The organism is Pseudomonas laurylsulfativorans (assembly GCF_002906155.1).
Lineage (GTDB): Bacteria > Pseudomonadota > Gammaproteobacteria > Pseudomonadales > Pseudomonadaceae > Aquipseudomonas > Aquipseudomonas laurylsulfativorans.
In genome coordinates this window covers 901,861-927,562 of sequence record NZ_MUJK01000001.1, presented here as the reverse complement: position 1 = coordinate 927,562, position 25,702 = coordinate 901,861, and the positions used below count along the sequence as shown (strand labels likewise).

Genomic DNA, 25,702 nt, shown 5'->3' with positions numbered 1-25,702 from the left:
GCAGGCGTGAACAAGCTCGCGATGGCGGATTTGCATTCAGCGCGGACGGTGGCTGATCCGTCGTCTTCGCGAGCAAGCAGGCTCCTGCTGGGGGATTCAGTTTTTCTTTGCCTGCTCCCACACCCGTTCTTCCTGTTCACGCAGTTCCGGGGTGAATTCAGCGCCAAAGTCTTCGGCCTCGAACACCTGGCGAATCTCGATTACGGCTTCGGTGCCCGGCATCGGGTTAGGGCAACGCTTGACCCATTCGATGGCTTCTTCCCTGGATTTCACTTTCCACAGCCAGAAGCCGGCGATCAGTTCCTTGGTTTCGATGAAGGGGCCGTCGATGACCGAGCGTTGCTCCCCTGAAAACCTCACACGAGCGCCTTTGCTGCTGGGGTGCAGGCCTTCGCCTGCGAGCATGACACCGGCCTTGACCAGTTCTTCGTTGTAGTTGCCCATGGCAGTCAGCAGTTCCTGGCTGGGCATCACGCCGGCTTCGGAATCGGCGCTGGCCTTGATGATGATCATAAATCGCATGGTGTTCTCTCCGTTGTTATTGAGTGACTCATTGCCTGGTCGAATGGCCGCGAGGCAAATCGACAGGGTTGCCAACAAAAACTGTTGTAGATGGCGCCAAGCGTAGATTTATTTTCGACATCCGGTTCACGCTCCGGTATCTCTTGCCGGCTTATCTATCGACCCATGGAGTGTGTCCTTCGTGCCCATTCTGGAACTCACCACGCTCATCCCCGACCGCACGCCCGAACAGGTCCTCGACTTCTGCCTGGAAGGGGTCAACTTTCCAAAGATCTTCCCCGAACGCGTTACTCCGCTGGGCGATATCGATCTGAACAATCTGCGGATTGAAGCCGGGCGACAATTCCGCTTTCGCCACTGGATGTTCAACGTGATTCCATCGAACTGGACGGTGGTGATCCGTGAAGTCGGCGAAAGGCATTTCATCGACGAGATGCTTAACGGGCCGATGCGCGCCTTTCGTCATGAACATCGGGTAGAGGCGGGAGAGGGCGGTACGCTATATACCGACCGGGTGATGTATTCAGCGATAGGCGGCGCGCCAATGGAGTGGTTGCTGGTCGATGGCTACATGCGAAGGATTTTCGCAGCGCGGCACCGGAACATGCTGCATCTACTTAAATAGCGCTGGGTGCCTTGTGGGAGCGAGCAGGCTCGCTCCCACAAGGGGAAGGGTTTGTATCCAGTTTTGTGCGCCGATACATGACAATTTATCTTTGACCGTAGGTCGTCGGACAATTTCGTGGTTAACTTCGGCCTCGTCAAAATTCTCCACCACAACGTTCAGAAGGACTCCGTTCATGGCTCAAGTCACTCTTAAAGGCAACCCGGTTCAAGTCAACGGCCAACTGCCACAAGCCGGTTCCAAGGCGCCAGCCTTTTCCCTGGTTGCCGGCAATCTGTCCGACGTCACCCTGAAAGATTTTGCCGGCAAGCGCAAAGTACTGAACATCTTCCCAAGCGTTGATACCCCGACCTGCGCCACCTCCGTGCGCCAGTTCAACGCCAAGGCCAGCGACGTGGCGAACACTGTCGTACTGTGCATCTCCGCTGACCTGCCGTTCGCGCAGGCGCGTTTCTGCGGCGCCGAAGGCCTGGAAAACGTCCAGAACCTGTCGACCCTGCGCGGTGCCGAGTTCATCCAGAACTACGGCGTTGCTATCGCTGACGGCCCACTGAAAGGCCTGACCGCTCGTGCCGTCGTGGTTCTGGACGAGAACGACAACGTGCTGCACAGCGAACTGGTTGGCGAAATCGCTGACGAGCCGAACTACGAAGCGGCACTTGCCGTACTGAAATAAGTAAAGCATTACAATTGTTAACGGCCTGGCTCTGTCCAGGCCGTTTTCATTTGTGCTTCAGTGTCTTACACAAAACTCCTGTTACGTAAGCCGAAGGTAAATTGCCGGTAAAGGCGCTTTGCTTAAGACACGCCAGTGCTTATCGTTCAGCCTCATGTAAAAAAGCCCACGCGCCCAATGGTTGATCACTCAATGCAATCCTCCGCTTCCCGTAGTCCTCGTCGCTGGCTGTTCGGCCTGCTTGTCCTGCTGGTCATCGCCGCCCTGTGCTGGAAATTCTGGCCCGGCAGCGCTGCACCCAAAGAGGCCGCGGGGCAAAAAGCCGTTGCCGGGCATACCGGCCGATCGGGGGGGATGCGTCCGGGTTTCGGCGGCGCGTCTGGCCCGGTACCGGTGCGAGTGGCTCCGGCAGTCACCGGTGACTTCCCGCTGTATTTCAAGGCGCTGGGCACGGTCACGGCGCTGAACACTATCAATGTCCGCAGCCGCGTCGGCGGTGAGCTGGTCAAGATCTATTTCGAAGAAGGGCAGATGGTCAAGGCTGGCGACCTGCTGGCCGACATCGACCCGCGTCCTTACCAGAACGCCTTGCTTCAGGCTGAAGGCACCTTGCTGCAGAATCAGGCACAGCTGAAAAACGCCCAGGTCGACGTCGAGCGCTATCGCGGTCTGTACCGCGAAGACAGCATTGCCAAACAGACCCTGGACACCGCCGAAGCGCTGGTCGGTCAATTCCAGGGCACGGTCAAGACCAATCAGGCGGCGGTCAACGATGCCAAACTCAACCTTGAATTCACCAAAATTCGTGCGCCGATCACCGGTCGCGTCGGCCTGCGCCAATTGGATGTCGGCAACCTGGTAGCGGCCAACGACACCACCGCACTGGCGATCATCACCCAGACCCAACCGATCAGCGTGGCTTTCACCCTGCCGGAAAACAGCCTCGACATCGTGCTCGCCCGTTATCGCAGCGGTGCCAAATTGCCGGCCGAAGCCTGGGATCGTGGTGATACCAAACTCCAGGCCACCGGTGTCTTGCAAAGCCTGGACAACCAGATCGACGTCACCACCGGCACTCTGAAATTCAAGGCCCGTTACGAGAACCGTGATCAGTCGCTGTTCCCCAACCAGTTCGTCAATGTGCGCCTGCTGGCCGACACCCTCAAAGGCGTAGTGCTCGCGCCTTCCGCCGCGATCCAGTTCGGCACCAACGGCACGTTTGTCTATGCCATGGACGGTGACAAGAAGGTCAAGATCCGTCAGTTGAAAGTCGGCGCCAGCGATGGCCTGAATACCGTAGTCACTGAAGGCCTGTCGGCGGGTGAACGAGTTGTACTGGAAGGCACCGACCGCCTGAAGGACGGCAGCGACGTGGAGGTGGTCAACGACCCCCAGGACGTGCCGACCACGCCGACCGAACACCTGCAGGGCAAGTCGGCGGCTAACGCGGCGGAGCCTGCGACCACTGACAAGGCGAAAAAGGGCGGCGCATGAATCTCTCGCGGCTGTTCATTCTTCGCCCGGTCGCCACCACGCTGAGCATGCTGGCCATTATTCTGGCCGGTGTGATCGCCTATCGGTTACTGCCGGTTTCGGCGCTGCCCCAGGTCGATTACCCGACCATTCGCGTCATGACCCTGTATCCCGGCGCCAGCCCGGATGTCATGACCAGCGCGGTTACCGCACCCCTTGAGCGACAATTCGGGCAAATGCCCGGCCTGACGCAAATGGCTTCCACCAGTTCCGGCGGAGCGTCGGTGCTGACCCTGCGCTTCAGCCTCGACATCAACATGGACGTAGCCGAGCAACAAGTGCAGGCGGCGATCAATGCCGCGACCAACTTGCTGCCCAAGGACCTGCCGGCGCCGCCGGTGTACAACAAGGTCAACCCGGCAGACACGCCGGTGCTGACCCTGGCCATCACCTCCAAGACCATGCTGTTGCCCAAGCTCAACGACCTGGTCGATACACGCATGGCGCAGAAAATTGCCCAGATCAGCGGCGTCGGCATGGTCAGCATTGCCGGTGGCCAGCGCCAGGCCGTGCGGATCAAGGTCAACCCCGAGGCCTTGGCGGCCAACGGCTTGAACCTGTCGGATGTGCGCACGCTGATCGGCGCGTCCAACGTCAATCAGCCCAAGGGCAACTTCGACGGCCCGACCCGGGTCTCGATGCTCGATGCGAACGATCAACTGACCTCGCCCAAGGACTACGCCAACCTGATCCTGGCCTACGCCAATGGCGCGCCGTTGCGGCTCAAGGATGTCGCGGAAATCGTCGATGGCGCTGAGAACGAGCGACTCGCGGCGTGGGCCAACGAGAACCAGGCCGTGCTGCTGAACATCCAGCGCCAGCCCGGCGCCAACGTCATCGAGGTGGTGGACCGGATCAAGGCCCTGTTGCCGAGCATTACCGACAACCTGCCGGCCGGCCTCGACGTAGTAGTGCTGACCGACCGCACCCAGACCATTCGCGCTTCGGTCAAGGACGTACAGCACGAACTGCTGATCGCCATCGCCCTGGTGGTCATGGTCACCTTCCTGTTCCTGCGTCGCGCCAGCGCCACGATCATTCCGTCGGTGGCCGTGCCGCTGTCGCTGATCGGTACGTTCGGCGTGATGTACCTGGCCGGGTTCTCGGTCAACAACCTGACCCTGATGGCCCTGACCATCGCCACCGGTTTCGTGGTGGACGATGCAATCGTCATGCTGGAGAACATTTCGCGCTTCATCGAGGAGGGTGACAGCCCGTTGAACGCGGCGCTCAAGGGTGCCAAGCAGATCGGTTTCACCCTGATCTCCCTGACGTTGTCGCTGATTGCCGTGCTGATCCCGCTGCTGTTCATGGCGGACGTGGTCGGGCGCTTGTTCCGCGAGTTCGCCATTACGCTCGCGGTGGCGATCCTGATTTCCCTGGTCGTTTCCCTGACCCTGACGCCGATGATGTGCGCGCGGTTGCTCAAGCGTGAGCCCAAGGCAGCAGAGCAGGGGCGTTTCTACCGTGCCAGCGGTGCATTCATCGACTGGATGATCGCCGCCTACGGACGCAAGTTGCAGTGGGTACTCAAGCACCAGCCGCTGACCTTGATGGTGGCCATTGGCACGCTGGCGCTGACGGTGTTCCTGTACATGGTGGTGCCCAAGGGCTTCTTCCCGGTGCAGGACACCGGCGTTATCCAGGGCATTTCCGAAGCGCCGCAATCGATTTCCTTCGCCGCCATGAGCGAGCGACAGCAGGAGCTGGCCAAGGTCATTCTGACCGACCCGGCCGTCGAGAGCCTGTCTTCCTACATTGGCGTGGATGGCGACAACTCGACCCTCAACAGCGGCCGCTTGCTGATCAACCTCAAGTCTCACCACGACCGTGACCTGAGCGCTACGCAAGTGATCGCCCGTCTGCAACCGGAACTGGACAAACTGGTCGGTATCCGCCTGTTCATGCAGCCGGTGCAGGATTTGACCATTGAAGACCGGGTCAGCCGTACGCAGTACCAGTTCAGCATGTCGTCGCCGGACTCGGCGCTGCTGAGCCTGTGGAGCGGGCGGCTGGTCGATGCCTTGGCCGAACGGCCGGAGCTGACTGACGTCGCCAGCGATTTGCAGGACAAGGGCCTGCAGGTCTATCTGGTGATCGACCGCGATGCGGCGTCGCGGGTCGGTGTATCGGTGTCGAACATCACCGATGCCCTGTACGACGCCTTCGGCCAGCGGCAGATTTCCACGATCTACACCCAGGCGAGTCAATACCGCGTGGTGCTGCAATCGCAGGCCGGTGAGAAGATCGGCCCGCAGGCGCTGGACCAGATTCACGTCAAGACCACCGATGGCGGCCAGGTGCGCCTGTCTAGCCTGGCGCATATCGAGGAGCGCCAGGCGCAGCTGGCGATTACTCACATCGGCCAGTTCCCGGCGGTGATGATGTCCTTCAACCTGGCACCCGGCGTGGCGCTTGGGCATGCGGTCGAGATCATCGAGCAGGTGCAGAAGGACATCGGCATGCCGATTGGCGTGCAGACCCAGTTCCAGGGCGCGGCGGAGGCTTTCCAGGCTTCGTTGTCGAGCACCTTGCTGCTGATTCTGGCGGCGGTAGTGACCATGTACATCGTGCTCGGCGTGCTCTACGAGAGCTATATCCACCCGATCACCATTCTGTCGACCTTGCCTTCGGCGGCGGTCGGCGCCTTGCTGGCGTTGATTTTGAGCGGTAATGACCTGGGCATGATCGCGATCATCGGCATCATCCTGCTGATCGGTATCGTGAAGAAGAACGCAATCATGATGATCGACTTCGCCCTCGACGCCGAACGCAATCAGGGCATGGACCCGCAAACAGCGATCTATCAGGCGGCCTTGCTGCGTTTCCGGCCGATTCTGATGACCACCCTGGCGGCGTTGTTCGGTGCCGTGCCGTTGATGCTGGCCACCGGTTCCGGCGCAGAACTGCGCCAGCCGCTGGGTCTGGTGATGGTGGGCGGTTTGCTGCTGAGCCAGGTTCTGACGCTGTTTACCACACCGGTGATCTACCTGTACTTCGACCGACTCGGTCGGCGCTGGGGGCGCAAGCCTGAGTCCGTGGAAGCGGTAGAGCAGCCATGAACCTTTCGGGACCTTTCATCAAACGCCCGGTCGCGACCATGTTGCTGAGCCTGGCGATCATGCTGCTGGGCGGCGTGAGCTTCGGTTTGCTGCCCGTTTCGCCGCTGCCGCAAATGGATTTTCCGGTGATTGTGGTCCAGGCCAGTCTGCCCGGGGCCAGTCCCGAGGTGATGGCCTCGACCGTGGCCACGCCGCTGGAGCGCTCCTTCGGCACCATCGCCGGGGTCAACACCATGAGCAGCCGCTCCAGCCAGGGTTCGACCCGGGTGATCCTGCAATTTGACCTGGACCGCGACATCAATGGCGCGGCGCGGGAAGTGCAGGCGGCCATCAATGCCTCGCGAACCCTGCTGCCGAGCGGGATGCGCAGCATGCCGACCTACAAGAAGGTCAACCCGTCCCAGGCGCCGATCATGGTGCTGTCGCTGACGTCGGATGTTCTGGAAAAAGGCCAGCTCTATGACCTGGCCTCGACGATCCTGTCCCAGAGCCTGTCCCAGGTGCAGGGCGTGGGTGAGGTGCAGATCGGCGGCAGTTCCTTGCCAGCGGTGCGTATCGAACTCGAACCACAGTCGCTGAACCAATACGGCGTGGCCCTGGACGATGTGCGCAACACCATCGCCAATGCCAACGTGCGCCGGCCCAAAGGCTCGGTGGAAGATGACCAGCGGCTGTGGCAGGTCCAAGCCAACGACCAGTTGGAAAAAGCCAAGGACTACGAGTCGCTGATCATCCACTACAACGGCGGCGCGGCCCTGCGCCTGAAGGATGTGGCCAAGGTCAGCGACGGCGTCGAAGACCGCTACAACAGCGGTTTCTTCAACGACGACGCGGCAGTGCTGCTGGTGATCAACCGCCAGGCCGGTGCCAACATCATCGAGACGGTCAACGAGATCAAGGCGCAGTTGCCGGCGTTGCAGGCCGTGCTGCCAGCCAGCGTCAAGCTGAACCTGGCCATGGATCGCTCGCCGGTCATCAAGGCGACGCTGCACGAAGCGGAAATGACCCTGCTGATCGCCGTGGCGCTGGTGATTCTGGTGGTGTTCCTGTTCCTCGGTAACTTCCGCGCCTCGCTGATCCCGACCCTGGCGGTGCCGGTGTCACTGGTCGGCACCTTTGCCGTGATGTACCTCTACGGCTTTTCGCTGAACAACCTGTCGCTGATGGCGCTGATCCTGGCCACCGGGCTGGTGGTGGACGATGCCATCGTGGTGCTGGAGAACATTTCCCGCCACATCGACGAAGGCGTGCGGCCGATGAGGGCCGCGTACCTTGGTGCCCAGGAAGTCGGCTTTACCTTGTTGTCGATGAACGTGTCGCTGGTGGCGGTGTTCCTGTCGATCCTGTTCATGGGCGGGATCATCGAAAGCCTGTTCCGCGAATTCTCCATCACCCTGGCAGCGGCCATCGTGGTCTCGCTGGTGGTGTCGCTGACCCTGACGCCGATGCTTTGCGCCCGCTGGCTCAAGCCGCACACGCCGGGGCAGGAGAACCGTCTGCAACGCTGGAGCCAGCAGGTCAACGAATGGATGGTCGGCAAATATGCCACCAGCCTCGACTGGGTGCTGCGTCACAAACGCCTGACGTTGCTCAGTCTGTTTGTGACAATTGGCGTGAACGTTGCGCTGTATGTTGTTGTTCCTAAAACATTTATGCCTCAACAAGATACAGGGCAACTGATCGGTTTCGTACGCGGCGACGACGGCCTGTCGTTCAGTGTGATGCAGCCGAAGATGGAAATTTTCCGCCGGGCTGTGTTGAAGGACGAGGCGGTGGAAAGCGTCGCCGGGTTCATTGGTGGCAACAACGGCACCAACAACGCCTTCATGCTGGTGCGCCTGAAACCGATCAAGGAACGCAACATTTCCGCGCAGAAAGTCATCGAGCGCCTGCGTAAGGAAATGCCGAAGGTTCCCGGCGCACAACTGATGCTCATGGCGGACCAGGACCTGCAATTCGGTGGCGGCCGCGAGCAGACCACCTCGCAATACTCGTACATCCTGCAAAGCGGGGATCTGGGGGCGTTGCGTGAGTGGTATCCGAAAGTCGTCACGGCGCTCAGAGCCTTGCCGGAGCTGACGGCGATCGACGCGCGCGAAGGCCGGGGTGCCCGGCAAGTGACCCTGATCGTCGACCGCGACCAGGCCAAGCGCCTGGGTGTCGACATGGACATGGTCACGGCGGTGCTGAACAATGCCTACAGCCAGCGGCAGATTTCGACCATCTACGACAGCCTCAACCAGTATCAAGTGGTGATGGAGGTCAATCCGAAATACGCCCAGGACCCGATCACCCTCAAGCAGGTCCAGGTCATTACCGCTGATGGCGCGCGGATCCCGCTGTCGACCATCGCCCATTATGAAAACAGCCTGGAAGACGACCGGGTCAGCCACGAGGGCCAGTTTGCATCGGAAAGCATTTCCTTCGACATGGCCGAAGGCGTGACCGTGGAGCAGGGCACCGCCGCCATCGAGCGGGCGATTGCCAAGGTGGGCTTGCCCGAAGACGTCATCGTGAAAATGGCCGGTACCGCCGATGCCTTTGCCGCCACGCAAAAAAGCCAGCCGTTCATGATTCTCGGCGCGTTGGTGGCGGTGTATCTGGTGCTCGGCGTGTTGTACGAAAGCTACATTCACCCGCTGACCATTCTGTCGACACTGCCGTCGGCCGGGGTCGGCGCGTTGCTGTCGATCTATGCGCTGGGCGGCGAATTCAGCCTGATTTCGTTGCTGGGGCTGTTTCTGCTGATCGGCGTGGTGAAGAAAAACGCCATTCTGATGATCGACCTGGCGTTGCAGTTGGAGCGACATCAGGGCATGGCACCGCTGGAGTCGATTCGCAGTGCCTGCCTGCAACGTTTGCGACCGATCCTGATGACCACCCTGGCGGCGATTCTCGGTGCCTTGCCGTTGCTGCTCAGCCGCGCCGAAGGGGCGGAAATGCGTCAGCCACTGGGCCTGACGATCATCGGCGGGCTGATCTTCAGCCAGGTGCTGACGCTTTACACCACCCCGGTGGTTTACCTCTATCTCGACAAACTGCGCCATCGCTTCAATAAATGGCGTGGGGTGCGTACCGATGCTGCTCTGGAAACTCCGCTATGACTGAACGTTCGCTTTTCAACCTGGCTGCACCGCTGATCACGGCTCGAGGCTCGCGTCTGTTGAGCCTGTCACTGTGCGTGGCGATGCTCAGTGCCTGCGCCGTTGGCCCGGATTACCAGCGCCCGCAAACTGCCGAGCCGGCGCAGTACAAGGCCGCAGAGGGCTGGCGTCAGGCCAATCCGAGCGATGCCCTGGCACGCGGCGCATGGTGGGAGTTGTACGGTGACCGGCAGCTCAACGAGCTGATCGAAAAACTCAATAGCTCGAACCAGACCGTCGCCCAATCCGAAGCCCAGTACCGCCAGGCCCAAGCCTTGGTGCGCAGTGCCCGTGGGGCTTTTTTTCCGACGGTCGACCTGACTGCCGGCAAGACCCGCTCCAGCCAAGGCACTGGCAGCAGCAACTCCAGCCTCAGCAGCTCTTCCAGCGGTATCCGCGACACCTATACCGCCCAGGCCGGGGTCAGTTGGGAGGCCGACATCTGGGGCAAACTGCGTCGTGGCCTCGAAGCCGATACCGCCAATGCCCAGGCGAGCTTTGCCGACCTGGCGGCCATGCGCCTGAGCCAACAGTCGGAACTGGTGCAGAACTACCTGCAATTGCGGGTGATCGATGGCCAGAAGCGCTTGCTCCAGGACACGGTCGAGGCCTATCAGCGTTCGCTGAAAATGACTGAAAACCAGTACCGCGCCGGGGTTTCCGGCAAGGACGCCGTGGCCCAGGCGCAGACCCAGCTCAAAAGCACCGAAGCCGACATGATCGACCTGATCTGGCAACGCGCGCAGTTCGAGAACGCCATTGCCGTGCTGATCGGCCTGCCGCCGGCCGAATTCAGTCTGGCGGAAAGCACCGACATTCCGCAGTTGCCGCAAGTGCCGTTGGCACTGCCGTCGCAGTTGCTGGAGCGTCGGCCGGACATCGCTTCGGCCGAACGCTCGGTGATCGCCGCCAACGCCAACATCGGGGTGGCCAAGGCTGCCTATTACCCGGACCTGACCCTGAGCTTGAACGGTGGTTACAGCAGCAGTACCTCGAAAGACTTGTTCAGCTTGCCGAACCGCTTCTGGTCGGTCGGACCACAATTGGCCATGACCTTGTTCGACGGCGGCCAGCGCTCGGCGGAAGTCGACCGCAGTGAAGCGGCCTATGACGAAACGGTGGCCAAGTACCGCCAGACCGTGCTGGACGGATTCCGCGAGGTGGAAAATTTTCTGGTGCAGCTCAAGGTGCTTCAAGACGAGGCGGTCGTTCGGCAACAGGCTTTGGACGCGGCCCGTGAGTCCTTGCGCCTGACCCAGAACCAGTACAAGGCCGGATTGATTGCCTATATCGATGTGGTCGTGACCCAGGCCGCGGCACTGAACAATGAGCGCAGCAACCTGGACCTTTTGCAAAGCCGCCTGATTGCCAGCGTGCAATTGATTGCCGCATTGGGCGGTGGCTGGGATGGGCAGCTTCAGGTGAGCGATAGCCAAAACGATTGACCGCTGCAATCCCTGTAGGAGCTGGCTTGCCAGCGATAGCGTTGTGTCAGGCGAGAATAATGTTGGGCGTACTGTCCTCTTCGCTGGCAAGCCAGCTCCTACAAGGTTGTTGCTGTCGATGCGAGTTAATGTAAATCCTTAAAACAAGCGTTCCATCGGACTGGTGGCCTTTTGCTTATTTTGTGGGTGCGTTCTCATTTGGAATCAGTACAATCTCCGCATTTGCCCCCCAGCGAGAATCAATACCATTAATGGGGGCATGTGCGAGAAGTCCCCATGCTCATCGGTAGCTATTCCCCCACCCTGGTTATCATTTCGCTCTGTGTAGCGATTCTCGCTTCCTATACCGCACTCGACCTCACCGGACGCATTGCCACCGCCAAAGGCCGCGCCGTGCATTTGTGGACCGCGGGCGGGGCCATTGCCATGGGCGTTGGCATCTGGTCGATGCACTTTATCGGCATGCTTGCGTTCAACTTGCCGATCGATCTGGGGTACGACGGCACGATCACCCTGTTGTCGCTGCTGATTGGCGTTCTCTCCAGCGGTTTTGCGCTGTGGCTGGTCAGCCAGCCGCAACTGCCGGCCTGGCAATTGGCTTTTGGCGCGTTGGTCATGGGCGCCGGCATCAGCGCGATGCACTACACCGGCATGGCTGCGATGCGCATGCAGCCGGGCATCGATTATGACCCGACGCTGTTCAGCGCTTCGCTGGTGATCGCTGTCGGTGCATCGGGCGCGGCATTGTGGATCGCTTTCCATTTACGCCAGCAGACGCCTTATGTGCGCCTGATCCGTGGCGGTGCTGCCGTGATCATGGGCATCGCCATCGTCGGCATGCACTACACCGGCATGGCCGCCGCACGTTTTGCCGATGGCAGTTTTTGCGGGGCGGCGGTCAATGGCCTGAGCGGCAATGGCCTGGACAACCTGGTGCTGATTACAACGTTGGCGGTGCTGTGCATCGCCTTGCTGACCTCGATCCTCGATGCACGTCTGGAGGCGCGTACCGCGAGCCTGGCCCTGTCGCTGACCGAGGCCAACCGTGAACTGACCCAACTGGCCCTGCATGACACCCTCACCGGGCTGCCGAACCGGACGTTGCTCGCTGACCGTATCGAACAGGCGATGTCGCGGGTTCGGGAAGAGGGGGGCTGCTTTGCCCTGATGTTCATCGATCTGGACGGTTTCAAACCGGTCAACGATGCCTTCGGCCACCACATGGGTGATTTGCTGTTGCGCGAAGTGGCCTTGCGACTGCGCGAGGACCTTCGCAGCCAGGACACCCTGGCGCGGATCGGTGGCGATGAGTTTGTATTGCTGGTGCAATTGAGCGAACAGAACGACGCCTTGAACCTCGCGGCCCGTCAGGTCGGGTTGATCGCGCGGGCGTTTCGGGTTGCCGAACATGATCTGCATATTTCCGCCAGTGTCGGCATTGCGGTCTACCCGGGTAACGGGCAGTCCGCCCATGAGTTGCTGATGAACGCTGACGCGGCGATGTATCACGCCAAGGGTGCGGGTAAAAACGGTCACAGCTTTTTCGATGCGTCGATGAACAGCAACGCGCGCAAACAGTTGCAATTGCTGCAGGACCTGCGCAATGCCGTGGAGCATCAGGAGTTCAGCCTGTATTACCAGCCCAAGTTCGATGCCGCCAATGGTCGGCCAGTGGGCGCCGAGGCCTTGTTGCGCTGGGAGCACCCGACGCAAGGGATGCTGTTGCCCGACAAATTCATCGAACTGGCGGAAAAGACCGGACTGATCATTCCGATCGGCGAGTGGGTGCTCAACGAAGCCTGCCGCCAGATGCGCGAGTGGTACGTACTGGGCTACACCGATTGGCGCATCGCGGTGAACCTGTCGGCCATCCAGTTTTGCCATACGGGGCTGGTCCAGAGCGTCGCCAAGGCGTTGGCGACTCACCATCTGCCGGCCAACAGCCTGACCCTGGAGATCACTGAAACTACCGCCATGAGCGATGCCGATGCGAGTATGGCGGTGCTTCAGGAGCTCTCGGAAATGGGCGTTGACCTGTCCATTGACGATTTTGGCACCGGCTATTCGAGCTTGATGTACCTCAAGCGCCTGCCGGCCAATGAGCTGAAGATCGACCGTGGTTTTGTCCGCGACCTGGAGCGCGACAGCGATGACGCCGCCATCGTTTCGGCCATCGTCGCCCTCGGCCAGGCGTTGGGGTTGCGCATCGTTGCCGAAGGTGTGGAGACGGGCTCGCAGCAGGACTTCCTGACGCAACTCGGTTGCGATTCGTTGCAGGGTTACCTGCTGGGGCACCCGCTGCCGGCCGCAGGTTTCATGGTGGAAATCCATCGCGGGGAGCAATTGCTCGAGCAGATGAAAGCCAGTGCCGAGCGCGAACTGTCGATGACATGACAACTGATCTGAATCCATGCAAAAGCCGTCAATGACGGTTATTCTTGCCCCCGACCGCTTAAGCTTTGATTGGGAGAAAGCTCGCATGGATAAAGTCATCGTCATCACCGGCGGAAGCCGCGGCATTGGGGCCGCCACCGCCTTGTTGGCCGCCGCGCAGGGCTACCGGATCTGTATCAACTACCAGGCCGACGAACAGGCAGCGCTAGGCGTGCTGGAGCAAGTGCGTGCCCTCGGTGCACAAGCTATTGCGGTACGTGCCGACGTCAGCATCGAAGACGAAGTCATCGCGCTGTTCAATCGAGTAGACAGTGAACTGGGCCGGGTCACTGCGCTGGTGAACAACGCCGGCACGGTCGGGCAAAAGTCTCGGGTCGACGAGATGTCCGAGTTCCGCATTCTCAAAATCATGAAAACCAACGTCCTGGCGCCGATCCTCTGCGCCAAGCACGCGATCCTGCGCATGTCGCCCAAGCACGGCGGGCAGGGCGGCAGCATCGTCAACGTGTCTTCGGTGGCCTCGCGTTTGGGCTCACCCAACGAATACGTCGACTACGCGGCCTCCAAAGGCGCGCTGGACTCGTTCACCATCGGTCTGTCCAAGGAAGTGGCGGGCGAGGGAATTCGGGTCAACGCCGTACGCCCGGGTTTTATCTATACCGACTTCCATGCCTTGAGCGGTGACCCGGACCGGGTCAGCAAACTGGAATCGGCGATCCCGATGGCGCGTGGGGGCCGTCCGGATGAGGTGGCCGAGGCGATTGTCTGGTTGCTGTCGGACAAGGCTTCCTATGCGACCGGGACTTTTGTTGATCTGGGGGGCGGCCGCTAAAGTCAGACACGTCATTGCGAGCCACCGCTATGACACGCCTTTCGTTTTGCGTTCGCGAAACATTTAAGGATTTAACTCTCAAAAGTTACGCGCTTCGCTGAAAGAGGCGCGTTGATTATTGCGTTAAGGTTTTTAGTTAAATGCGAGTGGATATATTGCGTATTATATGTGCGAGTTACGTGCATTGAGTATGCGAAGTGTTGCAGTTATTGTTGGTCTTACTTCGCGGATTGTGAAGTTACTATTAAATCATGGAGGGTTAAGTGGATGGATATTTACAAGGATGAAGTCTCGTTTTGGGATGATTTTGTTATACGTTATTTGCACAAAAATTTCAGTCCCTCGTCGCCTATTGATTATTTGGCAAACGCGGCCCATCTGGCTGATCAGATGATTCTGGAACGTCGCAAGCGCAATGTGGTGGATTAACATGAGCCAGGATGATTTGAACAACTCCGTTGTCGGCCATCTTTTCCTGGCAGGAAAACCACTGGTGTTGAATTATCAGCTCATGGAGAACCGGCTCGCACGGCCGCGCCTCACACCGGCTCAGCGGGCGGAATATAACCGTCAGCTTAATGACGAAGGTGGCTTTTTAACCGTGGCGGATCGTGAGGGCGATGATCCATTGTTAATTCACTTTCGTTGGGAAAATCATCGATATACCTTGCGCGTGGCCACACCAGGAAGGTTTTTTGGTTATTTTCTGAGTATGGAGAAAATGCAAAACGCAGTGGGGGAGGAAACGGCAGTCGGAAACCTCATGGTCTTGCAAGAAGGCAACCCAACACGCTTTTATCTGGATGTGGCGGCCCCAGGTAATCATCGGTTGATGAATGTTTCTCGAAAGCCGGTTGAAAGTGCAAGTCAATCGCTCAATGTAGAGCAGGATCGGATATTGGGACCTACTTATCTTTACAGTCATGAAACACGACTCAGGAACGATGCGCAGCAATATTTTTCCGACACATTCCTGAAGTCTCAACACGTTATATGGGATCCCGTAGCCGTAGAACTTGGTGTGCAAGTCAGGGGCGCCGGTGTTCTGGAGTTCAGCGATATCGGCTGAGCGTGATCAAGCAACAGTGAACCGAGCATCGCCGCTCAGTTCACTGTTGCTGCGCAGTCCCGATAGGGATCAGGTCGGGGGTATCAGAACGACCTGACGATGCGCCCCAACGTCTCCATCGCCTTCTCCGAATCCTCGGTCCACGGGCTCCCATAATTCAACCGAATACAATTTCTGAACCGCTGCGCCGGCGAAAAGATCGGCCCCGGTGCGATGCTGATCCCCTGCGCCAACGCCATCTGAAACAGCTTCAACGAATCCATCTGCTCCGGTAATTCCAGCCACAAAAAGTACCCGCCCGCCGGTTGGCTGACCCGCGTCTGCGTCGGGAAATAGCGGGCGATGGCGGCGAGCATGGCGCTTTGCTGGTCTTCCAGTGCGTGGCGCAATTTACGCAGGTGGCGGTCGTAGCCCCCGTGTTGCAGGTAATCGGCGATAGCTGCCTGAGCCGGCATCGAGGCGCACAGCGAGGTCATGAGTTTCAGCCGTTCGATCTTTTGCGCAAAACGCCCGGCAGCGACCCAACCGATGCGGTAGCCGGGAGCCAGACTCTTGGCGAACGAGCCGCAATGCATCACCAACCCTTCGGTATCAAAAGCCTTGGCCGGTTTCGGTGCTTGCTGGCCGTAATACAGTTCGGCGTAGACATCGTCTTCGATCAACGGCACCTGGTGGCGTCGCAACAATTCCACAAGCTGCTGTTTCTTGGCCTCGGGCACCGTCGCGCCCATGGGGTTCTGGAAACTGGTCATGCACCAGCAGGCCTTGATCGGATGGCGCTGCAGGGTTTGCTCAAGCACGCCGAGGTCGATGCCGTCGCGCGGGTGCACGGGGATTTCCACGGCCTTGAGTTTCAGGCGTTCGAGCACCTGCAGGCAGGCATAGAACGCCGGGGCTTCGATGGCCACCAGATCGCCGGGCTCCGTCACCGCTTGCAGGCAGAGGTTGAGGGCTTCCAGCGCGCCGTTGGTGATCAGCAGTTCTTCCATGGGCAGCATCAGCCCACCGACCATGTAGCGCAGCGCGATTTGCCGGCGCAGTTGCGGGTTGCCCGGCGACATGTCGGTGACGACCATGCGCGGGTCCATTTCGCGGCTGGCGCTGGCCAGTGAACGGGACAAGCGTTGCAGGGGAAACAGGGTCGGGCTGGGGAACGCCGAGCCAAAAGGTACGGTGTTCGGGTCCTTGATCGAGTCGAGCACCGAAAACACCAGTTCACTGACGTCGACTTCGGTGGATTCATTGACCTGACTGCTGATCACCGGCTCGGAAAACGGCCGTGGTGCATGGGCATTGACGAAGTAGCCGGAGCGCGGGCGAGCACGGATCAGTCCGCGACGTTCCAGCAGGTAGTAGGCCTGGAACACCGTCGACGGGCTGACGCCGTAGGTCTGGCTGGCGTAGCGCACCGACGGTACACGTTGGCCTGGGCCGAGGACGCCGGAGCGGATCAATTCTGCGATGTCGTCGGCGAATTTTTCGTAGCGTTTCATCGGTATCCCGTTATGGAACTCATTCAATCAGCTTTTGTGGCGAGGGGGACCGCACTTCACAAGGACCGCAGTGTAAAGGCTCAGCGATTGATTGGCGCCACAAACCGGCTCTTCGCCACGCTGTAGACGCCAGGCTCATCGCTGTCGATCACCTTGAAACTGATGCTCTGCGAACTGCTGGCCGGACGCTCGCTCAGCATCGCCACAGACACCGGCACATCGACAATTTCGCCCGGCGCCAGGCTCAACTCAGTCTTGCCTTGCAACTCGAAATCATCGGCGTCGACAAGGCGCAGTTGGTAGTCCTGACGCTGCTGGGTTTTGTTGATTACTTTCAGACTGTAGATGTTTTCGATCTGCCCCTGGCTGTTCTCGCGGAACAGGCCCCGGTCCTTGCTGACGTCGAGGGACACCATCGGCCGTTCCACCAACGCCACCACCAGGGCGGCGATCATCACCAGCAGCACGACGGTGTAGCCGATCAGGCGCGGGCGCAACAGGTGTGTCTTGCCCCCCTGCAACTGATGCTCGGAGGTATAGCTGATCAATCCCCGGGCGTAGCCCATTTTGTCCATGATCGAATCACAGGCATCGATACAGGCGGCGCAACCGATGCACTCCATCTGCAAGCCATCACGAATGTCGATGCCGGTCGGGCAGACCTGTACGCAGAGCTGGCAATCGATGCAATCGCCCAAACCGACTTCGGCGGGTTTGACTTCGCGTTTGCGCGCGCCACGGTTTTCACCCCGGGCCACGTCGTAGGAAATGGTCAGGGTGTCCTTGTCGAACATCACGCTCTGGAAACGCGCGTAGGGGCACATGTGCATGCACACCGCCTCACGCAGCCAGCCGGCATTGATGTAGGTGGCGCCGGTAAAAAACAGCACCCAGAACAGGCTGACGCCGCTCATTTGCAAGGTCAGCAGTTCTTCGGCCAACGGCCGGATCGGCGTGAAGTAGCCAACGAAGGTCAGGCCAGTGAGCAGGCTGATGGCCAGCCACAAGGTGTGCTTGGCCGAGCGGCGCATCAGTTTGTTCACCCCCCACGGCGCGGCCTGCAATTTGATCCGCTGATTGCGTTCGCCTTCGGTGATCTTCTCGCACCACATGAAGATCCAGGTCCAGGAGCTTTGTGGGCAGGTGTAGCCGCACCAGACCCGACCGGCGAACACGGTGATCGCAAACAGGCCGAAGGCGGCAATGATCAGCAGCGCCGAGAGCAGGATGAAATCCTGCGGCCAGAAAGTGGCGCCGAAGATGTGGAATTTGCTTTCGGATAGGTCCCAGAGCACCGCCTGGCGGCCGCCCCAGTTCAACCACACAGTGCCGAAAAACAGCAAAAACAGAAAACCCGCGCCGCTGATGCGCAGGTTGCGAAACAGTCCGGTGAAGCTGCGGGTGTGGACCAGGTTGTCACTGGTTTTGGCCTTCATCTTTGGGCGTGAAGGCTCGAATGTTTCTACGGTTCGGACGGGGATTCTCTCGCTCATGGTCTTTCGCTCATCAGCCTCCATCAGGCATGAGCACTATGAGCGGCGATCTGTTTGCATAACAGACTCAGGTATTGCATTAAAAAGCGGATCAGATGGTACTGGGCGCCCGGCCTGCGACAACTTGAAGCACCCGCCGCGCAAGGGCGAAAACACCTGGCCAAAACAGCGGCGGAGGAAGTAGATCAATGCCAGTCAAATCACCGAACCACTGTCGGTGGCTTTCAGGTGCCGGCGTCCATCCACTGCACCGGCGACGGTCAAGGCGTCGGCCTCAGCTTCGGTGATGTAGATGCGGTGACCTTCGATGTCCACTGCCGACATGGCTTTGCGGCCATCGGTGACGATGGTCACGTCGGGACACAGACGAATGTATTCGCCATTTTCGGTGGTGAAAAAGCCGGTCTGGTTCTCGATGCGCACAGTCATGACGGAATCCTTTTTCCAGTGAAGTCTAAAGACTCAGGCCGCAACCGCCGGTCATCGTTCTGTGCAACCGATTAGTGGTCGCTGCGGTCCACCTTCCATGGCCCTTCACAAGGACAACCCCATGAACGCCTGGTGGCACGAAGTCTGGGTGACCCTGCAAGCCGAGTTCGCCGACATCACCGATGCCTCGCAACTGACGCGGATGACCGTGCGTCTGTTGATGGCCGCCGTGCTGGGCGGGATTCTCGGGTTCGAGCGTGAACACCAGGGCAAGGCCGCTGGCGTGCGCACCCACATGCTGGTGGCAATGGGTGCCGCGCTGTTCGTGCTGGTGCCACAGATGTCCGGCTCACAGGCCGATGCGATGAGCCGGGTGGTGCAGGGCGTGATCGCAGGGATCGGCTTTCTGGGGGCCGGCACCATCCTGAAAAACCATGAGGGCGACGAAGGCCACGTCAAAGGCCTGACCACCGCTGCCGGCCTTTGGATGACCGCCGCCATCGGCGTCGCGACCGGGTTGGGCCGGGAGGCGACGGCGGTGCTCAGCACGTTGTTTGCGCTTGGGGTGTTTAGTGTGATGCCGAGGATCGTGAAGTTGATTGACAAGGATCGCGGGCCGTAGGCGCTGCCGGTGATTCTTGCTCATTGCTCTGCTGTACTGAGAGTTCATGCTGGCTGTAGTCAACATCACTGTGCAGCAGATGATTTTCCAGATCCCTGATGATCGAGCTTTTGGTTGATGGTTCAGAGGGATCGCGTTCGGCTTCGAAGCAAAGAAATTCGTAGTTGAATATTTTCAAGGGAAAGCCAGCCGTCGATGGGGTGTTCACGGTTGAGCGCGTGGTGCTGTGCGCTAGCGTTGTCTGTGAATTCGCTGACGCTGGAAAAAAACGTTTTCATGGCTGGCCACGCTCAAGGCTGATGGAGTGGTGGCTATATAAGGCGCAGGGTGTAAGTTTCGTAAAGTGTCGAACGGGCAGAACGGGCGTTCTCGGATCGGTACTACGCGTTCTTGGGAAGTGTCATTCATTTTTTATGATCGTCCCTGGCTTTGAGGCAGGGACGATCAACTGTCTTCATTACGGGTTCACAATCACCGGCGGCATCGTTGTTGGCGGTTCTTCCCTTGGCGGTGGGGTTGTATCAGGCGGGTCCTGCTCGGGCTCCGGTTGTGGATCGCTGGGCGGGATCACCGGGTTGTCGATGTTTGGATCGGGGGTTTCAGCCGGGAATGGATTGTTCATTGTTTAAACCTCCGGTGGCACATGGCGTGAGTCGTGCTTAAGTAGGTGGACTGCGGCGCGCAGGATTTGATTCCGCAGATTGTCGATGAACTTTTCCCAACCACTGTCGCTCGGAACCTAAGTGAGTCCATCCCGGGGCGGATGCCCCGACGGGATGGCGACCAGACACAAGCGCGTCCATGGGGCGTAAGGAGAGAGGCTCGATGACGGCTGAAAAACCGACTGAGTTGAGCTACAACCCGCACATGCCGCTGTCGCAGGCGTTGTTGCTGCCGCGAATTGTCATAGAAAACATCATGCCGACCCTTGAAGGCGGGCAATTCGCGGTCAAGGCGGTGGTGGGGCAGGATGTGGTGGTGACGGCCAAGGTGTTCGCCGACGGGCATGACAAGCTGGCGGTTCGCGTGCGCTGGCGCGCCGAGGACGAGGACGTCTGGCAAAGCGCGGTCATGAACGATCTGGGCAACAACGGCTGGCAAGGGCAGTTCCGTGTCCACAGCCAGGGCCCATATCTGTTCTGTATCGAAGCCTGGATCGATCAGTTCGCCAGTTTTCGGTATGAGCTGGAAAAGAAACACGCAGCGGCGGTGCCCGTCAGCCTGGAGCTACAGGAAGGGCGGATTCATGTGCAGCAAGCCGCCGAACGTAGCGAAGGGCAACTCAGCGAGCAACTGGCGGCCTTGCACCATGAACTGTCAGGGCTGCTCGAAACCGAGCAGGTCGCACTGTTTTTGCACCAGCGTAGCGCCGACCTCATGGTTCGCGTTGATCATCGCGCCTATCTGAGCCTGAGTCCGGAGTACCCGGTGGATGTGGAGCGCGAGCTGGCGCAATTCGCCAGTTGGTATGAATTGTTTCCGCGGTCGATCACCGACAGTCCGGAACGCCACGGTACTTTCAAAGACGTGCATTCGCGGCTGGCGATGATCCAGGACATGGGTTTCGACGTGCTGTATTTCCCGCCGATCCACCCCATCGGACGCAGTTACCGCAAGGGCCCGAACAACTCGCTGACGGCGGGGCCCGATGATCCGGGCAGTCCCTATGCAATCGGCAGCGAAGAGGGCGGCCACGACGCGATTCACCAGCAGTTGGGGACCCGCGAAGACTTCCGCCGACTGGTAGCGGCCGCTGCTGCCCATGGCCTGGAAATCGCCCTGGATTTTGCCATCCAGTGCTCCCAGGACCATCCTTGGCTCAAGCAACACCCCGGCTGGTTCAACTGGCGTCCCGACGGCACGATCAAGTACGCCGAGAACCCGCCGAAGAAATACCAGGACATCGTCAACGTCGACTTCTATGCCCCCGAAGCGATTCCCAGCCTGTGGGTGGAACTGCGCGATATCGTGGTGGGCTGGGTCGAAGAGGGCGTGAAGATCTTTCGCGTCGATAACCCGCACACCAAGCCGTTGCCGTTCTGGCAATGGCTGATCGCCGATGTACGGGCGTTGTACCCCGAGGTGATCTTCCTCGCCGAAGCCTTCACCACCCCGGCAATGATGGCGCGCCTGGGCAAGGTCGGTTACTCCCAGAGCTACACCTATTTCACCTGGCGCAACACCAAGGCCGAACTGGCGACCTATTTCACGGAGCTCAACGAATCGCCGTGGCGCGAATGCTACCGGCCGAATTTTTTCGTCAATACGCCGGACATCAATCCAGCATTCCTGCACGAGTCCGGGCGCCCGGGATTTCTCATCCGCGCGGTGCTGGCGACAATGGGCTCGGGCCTGTGGGGCATGTACTCGGGTTTCGAGTTGTGCGAGTCGGCGCCGGTGCCGGGCAAGGAGGAATACCTCGATTCCGAGAAGTACGAGATCCGCCCGCGGGACTTCAATGCACCGGGCAACATCATTGCCGAGATCGCCCAACTCAACCGCATTCGCCGACAGAACCCGGCGCTACACACGCATCTGGGCCTGAAGGTCTACAACGCCTGGAACGACAACATCCTGTACTTCGGCAAACGCAGTGCAGATGGCAGCAACTTTATCCTGGTGGCGGTCAGTCTCGATCCGCACAACGTGCAGGAAGCGATCTTCGAGTTGCCGTTGTGGGAAATGGGCTTGCCCGACCACGCCAGTGCTCAGGGCGAAGACCTGATGAATGGTCATCGCTGGACCTGGTACGGCAAGCAGCAATTCATGCGGATTGATCCGGCGTACCAGCCGTTCGGGATCTGGCGTATTACCGCCTCATAAATACATCACAGGCACCCGTGGCCAGAGGGCAACGTAGACCTGTAGGAGCCGGCTTGCTGGCGATGGCTGCGCATCAATCTACATGGATGCCGCCTGACACATCGCTATCGCCGACAAGCCGGCTCCTACGGACGGCAGGCGTCCCATCCAAGGTTTCCCGGCTCTGTGGTGGTCATTTTGAATTGAACAGGAGTTTCCAATGGCGAAGAAACCCAAGGCAGCCACGTTCATCAAGGACCCGCTCTGGTACAAGGATGCGGTGATCTATCAGGTTCACGTCAAATCCTATTTCGACTCCAACAACGACGGGATCGGCGACTTTCCTGGCCTGATCGCCAAGCTCGACTACATTGCCGATCTGGGCGTCAACACCATCTGGCTGTTGCCGTTCTATCCCTCGCCACGGCGCGATGACGGTTACGACATCGCCGAATACCGCGGCGTACATAGCGATTACGGCACCATGGCCGATGCCAAGCGCTTCATTGCCGAGGCCCATCAACGCGGCCTGCGGGTCATCACCGAGCTGGTGATCAATCACACCTCCGACCAGCACCCGTGGTTCCAGCGCGCACGCAAAGCCAAAAAAGGCTCAGCCGCCCGGGACTTCTACGTGTGGTCCGATGATGATCAGAAGTACGACGGCACCCGCATCATCTTCCTCGACACCGAGAAGTCCAACTGGACCTGGGACCCGGTCGCCGGCCAATACTTCTGGCACCGTTTCTACTCCCACCAGCCGGACCTGAATTTCGATAACCCGCAAGTGATGAAAGCGGTGCTGTCGGTCATGCGTTACTGGCTCGACATGGGCATCGACGGTTTGCGTCTGGACGCCATTCCCTACCTGATCGAGCGCGACGGCACCAACAACGAGAACCTGCCGGAAACCCATGACGTCCTTAAACAGATCCGCGCCGAAATCGACGCCAACTACCCCGACCGCATGCTGTTGGCCGAAGCCAATCAATGGCCGGAGGACACCCAGCTGTACTTCGGCGACACCGACAAAAAAGGCCTCAACGGCGATGAATGCCACATGGCCTTTCACTTCCCGCTGATGCCCCGTATGTACATGGCGCTGGCCCAGGAAGATCGCTTCCCGATCACCGATATTCTGCGCCAGACCCCGGACATTCCCGCCAATTGCCAGTGGGCGATTTTCCTGCGCAACCACGATGAGCTGACCCTGGAAATGGTCACCGACAAGGAACGCGACTACCTGTGGAATTACTACGCAGCCGACCGCCGGGCACGGATCAACCTGGGGATTCGCCGCCGCCTGGCGCCGCTGGTGGAGCGCGACCGTCGCCGAGTCGAGCTGCTCAACAGCCTGCTGCTGTCGATGCCCGGCACGCCGACCCTGTATTACGGCGATGAAATCGGCATGGGCGACAACATCTACCTCGGCGACCGCGACGGCGTGCGCACACCGATGCAATGGTCCATCGACCGCAACGGTGGTTTCTCCCGAGCCGACCCGGCCAGCCTGGTGCTGCCGCCGATCATGGACCCACAGTACGGCTACCTGTCGGTCAACGTCGAAACCCAGGCCGGCGACCCTCATTCGCTGTTGAACTGGACCCGGCGCATGCTCACCGTGCGCAAGCAATCCAAGGCCTTCGGCCGTGGTACGTTGAAGATGCTGTCGCCCAGCAACCGGCGGATTCTGGCCTACACCCGCGAATACACCGGGGTGGACGGCAAGCACGAAATCATTCTGTGCGTGGCCAACGTGTCGCGCAGCGCCCAGGCCGCCGAGCTGGATTTGTCGGCCTACGTTGGCATGGTGCCTGTGGAAATGCTCGGGGGTAATGCGTTCCCGCCCATAGGCCAGCTGAATTTTCTCCTGACGCTGGCGCCTTATGGCTTTTACTGGTTTGGCCTCGCCGCGGAAAACCAGATGCCGAGCTGGCACGTGGAGCCCGCGCAAAGCCTGCCGGACTTCACCACGCTGGTACTGAAAAAACGCATGGAAGAGCTGCTCGAAACGCCGTCACGCACCACGCTGGAGCAAAGCATCCTGCCGAACTGGTTGCAGAACCGCCGATGGTTTGCTGGCAAGGACACTGCCATCGAACAGGTCGATCTGGCCTATGGCGTGCGCTTCGGCGATCCGCAGCATCCAGTGCTGTTCAGCGAGATCAATGTCACCAGCGGTGGCCACAGCAGTCGTTACCAGCTGCCGTTCGGCTTTATCCCGGAAGATCAGGTGGGTACTCCGTTGCCCCAGCAATTGGCGTTGTCGCGGGTACGGCGCGGACGCCAGGTCGGCCTGATCACCGATGCCTTCAGCCTGGAAACCTTTGTGCATGCTGTATTGCAGGGCATCCAGGCCGGTACCTTATTGGCCTCCAGCGATGGCGACATCCGCTTCGAGTCCACTGCCGAGCTGGAAAAACTCGGCCTCAATGCGCAGTCGCCGGTGCGTTACCTGTCCGCTGAACAGTCCAACAGCTCGGTGGTGATTGGCAACAGCCTGGTGTTGAAGCTGATCCGCAAGGTCGCCTCCGGGGTGCACCCGGAACTTGAAATGAGCGCATTCCTGACCGAGGCCGGGTTCAGCCATATCTCGCCATTGCTCGGTGCGGTTGTGCGTCGGGATGCGGCGGGTGAAGACAACCTGCTGATGATCGCTCAAGGCTACCTGAGCAATCAGGGCGACGCCTGGGAGTGGACGCAGAACAACCTCGAACGGGCGCTTCGCGATGAGCTGGCTGACGCCGTGTCCGAGCAGGAGCAACACTACAATGCGCTCGGCGAACTGAAAGATTTCGCCGCTATGCTGGGTCGGCGCCTGGGGGAAATGCATCAGGTACTGGCGGCGCCGAGTGCCAACCCGGACTTCTTGCCGCAGGTCACCACGCACAAAGAAGCCCAGGCCACGGCCAAGGATGTGGCGGTACAAATCGAGCATGCGTTGAACTTGCTCAAACAGCATAAAAATCAACTGAACCCGGCGGACCAGAACCTGGTAAGCCATTTACTGGACAACAAAAAAGCCATCCTTGGTCATGTACAAGCGTTGGCCAAACAGACTGCGGGCGGCTTGCGCATTCGTGTGCATGGCGATTTGCACCTGGGACAGGTGTTGGTCATCAAGGGTGATGCCTACCTGATCGATTTTGAAGGAGAACCGGCGCGGCCATTGCATGAACGACGGGGTAAGCACAGCCCGTACAAGGATGTCAGCGGTGTGCTGCGTTCCTTCGACTATGCGGCAGCGATGGCGATCAATGTGCAAAGCGTCGATAACACCGGGGCGGCGGATGCCGCGCGCTTGCGGGTGACCGAGCGCTACTTGAGCGAGGCGCGGCAAGCATTTGTCGACGCTTATCGGCTGGCGGCAGCTAGTCTTGCCCATGCGTGGCAAGATCCCGAAGGCGAGGATGCCGCGTTGGCGTTGTTTGGTCTGGAGAAGGCGGCGTATGAAGTGGCCTATGAGGCGGAAAACCGCCCCACCTGGTTGCCCGTGCCGTTGCACGGTTTATATGGATTATTGAGTGGGCTTAAACCCTTTTCCGGTCTTGGTGGAGAGTAG

The 25,702-nt window shown here is 59.7% G+C and carries 18 protein-coding genes; 13 read left to right on the top strand and 5 right to left on the bottom strand.

Features of this window, described 5'->3' with window-relative positions; translation table 11 throughout:
- Positions 1 to 96: 96 nt before the first annotated feature.
- The gene (locus tag B0D71_RS04085; protein WP_103393593.1) at positions 97 to 522 is read right to left on the bottom strand and encodes a YciI family protein; all 426 of its coding nucleotides are present in this window, start codon (positions 520 to 522) and stop codon (positions 97 to 99) included.
- 181 nt (positions 523 to 703) lie between these two features.
- On the opposite strand from B0D71_RS04085, the gene B0D71_RS04080 reads away from it, so the two are divergent.
- From B0D71_RS04080 to B0D71_RS04040, 10 genes are all read left to right on the top strand, one after another.
- Positions 704 to 1,147 (top strand): SRPBCC family protein, encoded by a 444-nt coding sequence (locus B0D71_RS04080; RefSeq protein WP_103393592.1) that lies wholly within the window; start codon positions 704 to 706, stop codon positions 1,145 to 1,147.
- Between the two features lie 175 nt (positions 1,148 to 1,322).
- The gene (gene tpx / locus B0D71_RS04075; protein WP_103393591.1) at positions 1,323 to 1,823 is read left to right on the top strand and encodes a thiol peroxidase; all 501 of its coding nucleotides are present in this window, start codon (positions 1,323 to 1,325) and stop codon (positions 1,821 to 1,823) included.
- A 177-nt stretch (positions 1,824 to 2,000) separates the two neighbouring features.
- A complete protein-coding gene (locus tag B0D71_RS04070; protein ID WP_103393590.1) occupies positions 2,001 to 3,317 on the top strand; it encodes an MdtA/MuxA family multidrug efflux RND transporter periplasmic adaptor subunit in 1,317 nt (438 codons plus the stop codon).
- A complete protein-coding gene (locus B0D71_RS04065) occupies positions 3,314 to 6,418 on the top strand; it encodes an MdtB/MuxB family multidrug efflux RND transporter permease subunit (protein WP_103393589.1) in 3,105 nt (1,034 codons plus the stop codon). The genes B0D71_RS04070 and B0D71_RS04065 overlap by 4 nt, the downstream gene beginning before the upstream one ends.
- A complete protein-coding gene (locus tag B0D71_RS04060; protein ID WP_103393588.1) occupies positions 6,415 to 9,522 on the top strand; it encodes an efflux RND transporter permease subunit in 3,108 nt (1,035 codons plus the stop codon). The genes B0D71_RS04065 and B0D71_RS04060 overlap by 4 nt, the downstream gene beginning before the upstream one ends.
- The gene (locus B0D71_RS04055; RefSeq protein ID WP_103393587.1) at positions 9,519 to 11,006 is read left to right on the top strand and encodes an efflux transporter outer membrane subunit; all 1,488 of its coding nucleotides are present in this window, start codon (positions 9,519 to 9,521) and stop codon (positions 11,004 to 11,006) included. The genes B0D71_RS04060 and B0D71_RS04055 overlap by 4 nt, the downstream gene beginning before the upstream one ends.
- Before the next feature lie 276 nt (positions 11,007 to 11,282).
- Positions 11,283 to 13,400, top strand: a complete 2,118-nt coding sequence (locus B0D71_RS04050; RefSeq protein WP_103393586.1) for a putative bifunctional diguanylate cyclase/phosphodiesterase — start codon at positions 11,283 to 11,285, stop codon at positions 13,398 to 13,400.
- Between the two features lie 85 nt (positions 13,401 to 13,485).
- Positions 13,486 to 14,232, top strand: a complete 747-nt coding sequence (locus tag B0D71_RS04045; RefSeq protein WP_103393585.1) for an SDR family oxidoreductase — start codon at positions 13,486 to 13,488, stop codon at positions 14,230 to 14,232.
- 267 nt (positions 14,233 to 14,499) lie between these two features.
- Positions 14,500 to 14,661: a hypothetical protein gene (locus B0D71_RS31400; protein WP_165798686.1), complete on the top strand. Its 162-nt coding sequence runs from the start codon at positions 14,500 to 14,502 to the stop codon at positions 14,659 to 14,661.
- A gap of 1 nt (position 14,662) precedes the next feature.
- The gene (locus tag B0D71_RS04040) at positions 14,663 to 15,301 is read left to right on the top strand and encodes a hypothetical protein (protein ID WP_103393584.1); all 639 of its coding nucleotides are present in this window, start codon (positions 14,663 to 14,665) and stop codon (positions 15,299 to 15,301) included.
- Between the two features lie 83 nt (positions 15,302 to 15,384).
- Here B0D71_RS04040 and mapR read toward each other — a convergent pair whose 3' ends face one another.
- The 3 genes from mapR to B0D71_RS04025 all read right to left on the bottom strand — a co-directional run bounded on the left by mapR (position 15,385) and on the right by B0D71_RS04025 (position 18,716).
- Positions 15,385 to 16,794: a GntR family transcriptional regulator MpaR gene (gene mapR / locus B0D71_RS04035; RefSeq protein ID WP_103393583.1), complete on the bottom strand. Its 1,410-nt coding sequence runs from the start codon at positions 16,792 to 16,794 to the stop codon at positions 15,385 to 15,387.
- 80 nt (positions 16,795 to 16,874) lie between these two features.
- A complete protein-coding gene (gene ccoG / locus B0D71_RS04030) occupies positions 16,875 to 18,287 on the bottom strand; it encodes a cytochrome c oxidase accessory protein CcoG (RefSeq protein ID WP_103393582.1) in 1,413 nt (470 codons plus the stop codon).
- A gap of 195 nt (positions 18,288 to 18,482) precedes the next feature.
- Positions 18,483 to 18,716 (bottom strand): DUF3203 family protein, encoded by a 234-nt coding sequence (locus B0D71_RS04025; protein ID WP_103393581.1) that lies wholly within the window; start codon positions 18,714 to 18,716, stop codon positions 18,483 to 18,485.
- A gap of 121 nt (positions 18,717 to 18,837) precedes the next feature.
- On the opposite strand from B0D71_RS04025, the gene B0D71_RS04020 reads away from it, so the two are divergent.
- Complete coding sequence (locus B0D71_RS04020; RefSeq protein WP_103393580.1) at positions 18,838 to 19,338, top strand: MgtC/SapB family protein; 501 nt, start codon at positions 18,838 to 18,840, stop codon at positions 19,336 to 19,338.
- Between the two features lie 457 nt (positions 19,339 to 19,795).
- On the opposite strand, the gene B0D71_RS31395 is transcribed toward B0D71_RS04020, so the two are convergent.
- On the bottom strand, positions 19,796 to 19,960 hold the full coding sequence (locus tag B0D71_RS31395) for a hypothetical protein (RefSeq protein WP_165798685.1): 165 nt from the start codon (positions 19,958 to 19,960) through the stop codon (positions 19,796 to 19,798).
- A 203-nt stretch (positions 19,961 to 20,163) separates the two neighbouring features.
- Between B0D71_RS31395 and B0D71_RS04015 the strand changes: the two genes are divergently transcribed.
- Positions 20,164 to 22,161 (top strand): alpha-1,4-glucan--maltose-1-phosphate maltosyltransferase, encoded by a 1,998-nt coding sequence (locus B0D71_RS04015; RefSeq protein ID WP_103393579.1) that lies wholly within the window; start codon positions 20,164 to 20,166, stop codon positions 22,159 to 22,161.
- A gap of 199 nt (positions 22,162 to 22,360) precedes the next feature.
- A complete protein-coding gene (gene treS, locus B0D71_RS04010; protein WP_103393578.1) occupies positions 22,361 to 25,702 on the top strand; it encodes a maltose alpha-D-glucosyltransferase in 3,342 nt (1,113 codons plus the stop codon).